This window comes from Pseudomonas protegens (genome assembly GCF_003732485.1).
Lineage (GTDB): Bacteria > Pseudomonadota > Gammaproteobacteria > Pseudomonadales > Pseudomonadaceae > Aquipseudomonas > Aquipseudomonas protegens_B.
Window position 1 is genome coordinate 598,946 of record NZ_MOAK01000086.1, and the last position, 3,910, is coordinate 602,855.

Sequence of the window (3,910 nt, forward strand, 5' to 3'; positions counted from 1 at the left end):
ATCCAGGAGAGGGCGCCGCGCTGAAGGCGTGCGCCGATCTGGTGCGCTGTTTTGTCGGACAAAAGTGTGTAGCCGAGTAACCGTGAATCCAGTGATGGCATCTTGCCGTGGAGAAAGGCCCCACAAGGGTTTCAGCCAAGGTGACGTTCACGGAAGGGGCACAGTTTCAAGCCCGTCCGACGAGCTGCTTAATTGTTTCGTGGTGTAAGCAAATTGACCGTTCGCCGGCGAGCCGGCTCCTACACCCTGCAGGAGTCGGCTCGTCGGCGAAGCCCTTCTTAATAGGCCGTCTTGCCCGTGTGGCTATTGAGGGAGATGACCCGGGTCTTGCCGATGCGGTGACGGTAGATCTCGCGCAGGTACTTGATGGCCTTCTTCACGCAATCGCGCGACAGGCGGATGTCGTTGATCGAGACGAACTTGTCCTTGTCGTTGATCAGCTCGCGGTACTTCTTCTCGTACATCGGCTTGATCGCGTACCAGTTGGTGTCGAGGATCTTCGCCGGGTTCTCGAACTCGTTGAGCAGATCGTCGATGCGGTCTTCGTCGAACTGGTCGCTGACGATGAAGTCCAGCACCGAGTTGTCCAGGGTGTCGTCGAAGCGGTACGGATTGCGCGCAAAGCAACGCTTGATAAAGGCCACGATCAGGGTCAGGAAGTCATCCGACAGGCACGGGCTCTTGGCGATCAGGGTGGTCAGCGACAGGTTGGCCGAGGCGCCGATCACCAACGCGTAGCGCTTGAGGGTGGTGTTGGGGAACAGGCTGTTGAGGTGGGTCTTGAGCCGGTTCAGGTCCATGTAGGACAGCTTGTAGTCCTTGGGCAGGGACACGATCGATACCACCGACGAGCAGTTCTTGAAGAAGTGCAGGTCGTGCAGCGCCGCGGCGTCATAACCCGAGGCCTTGTACTGCTCCAGGGCCGCGCGATAGCGCTTGGACTCGATGGGCAGCAGGCTGATGCCTTCGATGGCCTGGGTCACCTTGTTGAAGTGTGGCAGGTCGATGGAGCGGAAGAACAGGTCGTCGATGTTCAGGCGCTGCGGCTCTTTCTCGAACACCTTGAACTTGTCGCCGGTGGGCACCGGTTGCTCCGGCACCACGGATTCGGCGTAGGCGATCGCCACCGGGCCCGCCAGGCTCATGAACAGGTCGTTGGCGTCCAGGCGGATGGTTTCGCCGATGTCGATGCCGGCACGACGGAAGTAGTTCTGGTCGTAGTCGGTGGTCACTGCCTGAGCGGTGAGGATGTTGAAGATCTGCTGGGAGATGTACTGGTTGGCGTGCTTCTCCATGGCGTTGACGTCAATGTTCTGGATGTTGCCGTCATCGCTTTCTTCGGCGTAGCGCATGATGTCGTTGGAGATCAGCATCATCGCGTTCCATGGGCGGATACGCCCCATGACGCTGGCTTCACTGCTGTCTTCATTGTCGAAGTTGTAGGAGAAATCCCACTCTTCCGAAAGGTATTTGCACAGCAGGCGGCCAGCGTTGATGTGCAGCGCCTCTGACATTTCGCTGCGGTGGTCCGAAATGTTCGGCAGCACGCAGATGCCGCTGGTGAAGATCGGCTCGAAGACGAAGGAGTGCCCGCTCTTGCTGTCGTGCTCGTCCATCGGCTTGGTGTCGAAGGTCTTGTTCATGTACGAGTACTGCTGGGCCAGGCCGAATTCCGAGGCCATGCCCGAGCCGGTACCGCCGCCGGCGCTGAAGATCGAGAAGTACAGGCGCGACTGGTTGGCCTTGATCCCGCAGGAATCGATCAGGTACGAGTGGATCATTTTCCAGTCGGGGCTGGAGAAGCGCTGGGTGTCCTTGTTGAGGATGATCTTGGCCAGGTACTGGCCGAGGATCGGCGCGTTACCGGCGCCACCGGCGTGGACTTCCGAGAGGTCCATGATCTTCATCTTGCTGTAGTCGCGGATGAAGCCGCTCTTTTCGCCCTTGCGCGAGAAGCGGATGCGCCCGGCGATGTCCTTGTCCAGGTCGCCGAGCATCACCAAAGGCTCCACCAGGAATACCGGTTTGCTGGCCTTGTTCTGGCCCAGGCGCAGGTTCTGGCGGATCCACTGGCCGGGGCTGTAGCCACCGCCTTCGTAGGACTTGTCTTCGTTGTTGAATTCGTTGAGGTAGAACTTGCGGGCGTTGTACACCAGCTCCGCCACGTCCAGGGCGATGTTGGAGCCGCAACGGCCCAGGCCGATCAGGCACACCGACGGGAATTCCTGGTCACGGCGACTTTCCTGCTCGTCTTCCAGGTGCGGCGGACGCGGGAACACGGAGTCGCGCAGGCCATCGAGGTTATCGAGGATGCGGTCGGTATTGGTTTCGGTGAAATACAGGTACTGCTGGGTCGACAGGGGGCGTGAACTGGACAATGGCTTCGTATCTGAGTGGCTTGATGTGGGGGAGGTCAGCGTCATCTCGGAGACTGCGTTGGCAGGATTGTTTTTAGAAGTCATTGTGCGCCATATGCCTGGTCTGGTTGGCTCGAGGACGAGGTGTCAGCGAACCATCACGGAATGGGACCTCGCCGCTGCGTGGAGCGCGAATTTTGCCCAAGGCGTCAGGGTATTTTCTGAGCGTCGCTCGGGGGAATCCTTTCCTGAATCATGATGAATCGGCCAGTATTCGATGATCTTTAATCAAATGAGGGCAATATGATGTCAGCGTTACCTTCACTCGGATTTGCCGGGATCGGCCTGATGGGGCTGCCCATGTGCCGGCGCCTGCTGGCTGCGGGCTATGGGCTGACGGTGTGGAACCGCAATCCGGAGAAATGCGCGCCTTTGGTGGCCGCCGGGGCGCGACAAGTGGCCACACCGGCGCAGCTGTGCGAGCACGCGGATCTGGTGCTGCTGTGCCTGGCCAACACCGAAGTGGTGCGCGAGGTGGTGTTTGCTGCCGATGGCATCGCCCAGGGCGCCCGGAACGGGCAACTGTTGCTGGACCTGTCCAGCCTTGAACCCACCGCCACCCGAGAGATGGCCGCGGCGCTGGCCCGCGATACCGGCATGGCCTGGGTCGATGCCCCGGTTTCCGGTGGAACCCCCGGCGCCGAGTCCGGTAGCCTGGCGATCATGGTGGGTGGCGAGGCGGCGGATATCGAACGGGTCCGTCCGGTATTGCTGGCCCTGGGGCAGCGGGTGACACACATGGGGGCCGTGGGTGCAGGCCAGGTAACCAAGGCCTGCAACCAGATGATTGTTGCCTGCAACGCCCTGGTGATTGCCGAAGTGGTGGCCCTGGCGGAGCGTTCCGGCGTGGATGCACGATTGATTGCCGAGGCCCTGGCCGGCGGTTTCGCCGACTCCAAACCGCTGCAGATCCTGGCCCCGCAGATGGCCGAGAGCCGCTTCGAACCGGTGAAATGGCATGTGCGGACCCTGCTCAAGGATCTGGACGGTGCCGTGAAGTTTTCCCGGGAGCAGGGTTCGGCCACGCCGATCAGCGGATTAGCTGCGCAGTTGATGCGTCTGCATGGTGGTCAGGGCTATCTGGAGCAGGACCCGGCGACCCTGGTTCGCCTCTATCGAGACCCGGCATCCGCGGATTGAGCCTGTCGTGGCGCTGGTTCAGCTCATCCAGCACCCGGTGCAGGTCCTGCAGCGGCACCGGGTGACTGAGCAGGTAGCCCTGCAGGTAGTCACAGCCGTAGTGTTCGAGGAACTGCTGCTGTTCCAGGGTCTCGACCCCTTCGGTGACCACCTGCAGGTGCAGGGTGTGGGCCATGACGATGATTGCCTGGACTATCTCCATGTCCTGGGTCGACTTGGGGATGTCCTGGATGAACGAGCGATCGATCTTCAGGGTATTGAGTGGCAGACGCTTGAGGTAGGCCAGGGATGAGTAACCGGTGCCGAAGTCGTCGATCGACAGTGATACGCCCAGGCCGCGGATCTGCATGAGC

The 3,910-nt window shown here is 60.8% G+C and carries 3 protein-coding genes; 1 reads left to right on the forward strand and 2 read right to left on the reverse strand.

What is annotated here, in order from left to right; translation table 11 throughout:
* Positions 1–278: 278 nt before the first annotated feature.
* Complete coding sequence (locus tag BLX41_RS29780; protein ID WP_123727756.1) at positions 279–2,462, reverse strand: hypothetical protein; 2,184 nt, start codon at positions 2,460–2,462, stop codon at positions 279–281.
* Positions 2,463–2,660: 198 nt separating this feature from the next.
* Here BLX41_RS29780 and BLX41_RS29785 point away from each other — a divergent pair, with 198 nt between their 5' ends.
* Positions 2,661–3,557 (forward strand): NAD(P)-dependent oxidoreductase, encoded by an 897-nt coding sequence (locus tag BLX41_RS29785; RefSeq protein ID WP_123727757.1) that lies wholly within the window; start codon positions 2,661–2,663, stop codon positions 3,555–3,557.
* On the opposite strand, the gene BLX41_RS36665 is transcribed toward BLX41_RS29785, so the two are convergent.
* Positions 3,448–3,910 (reverse strand): EAL domain-containing protein (locus BLX41_RS36665; RefSeq protein WP_259745357.1); only part of this gene is annotated, 463 nt, incomplete at its 5' end. The two genes, BLX41_RS29785 and BLX41_RS36665, sit on opposite strands and share 110 nt — an antisense overlap.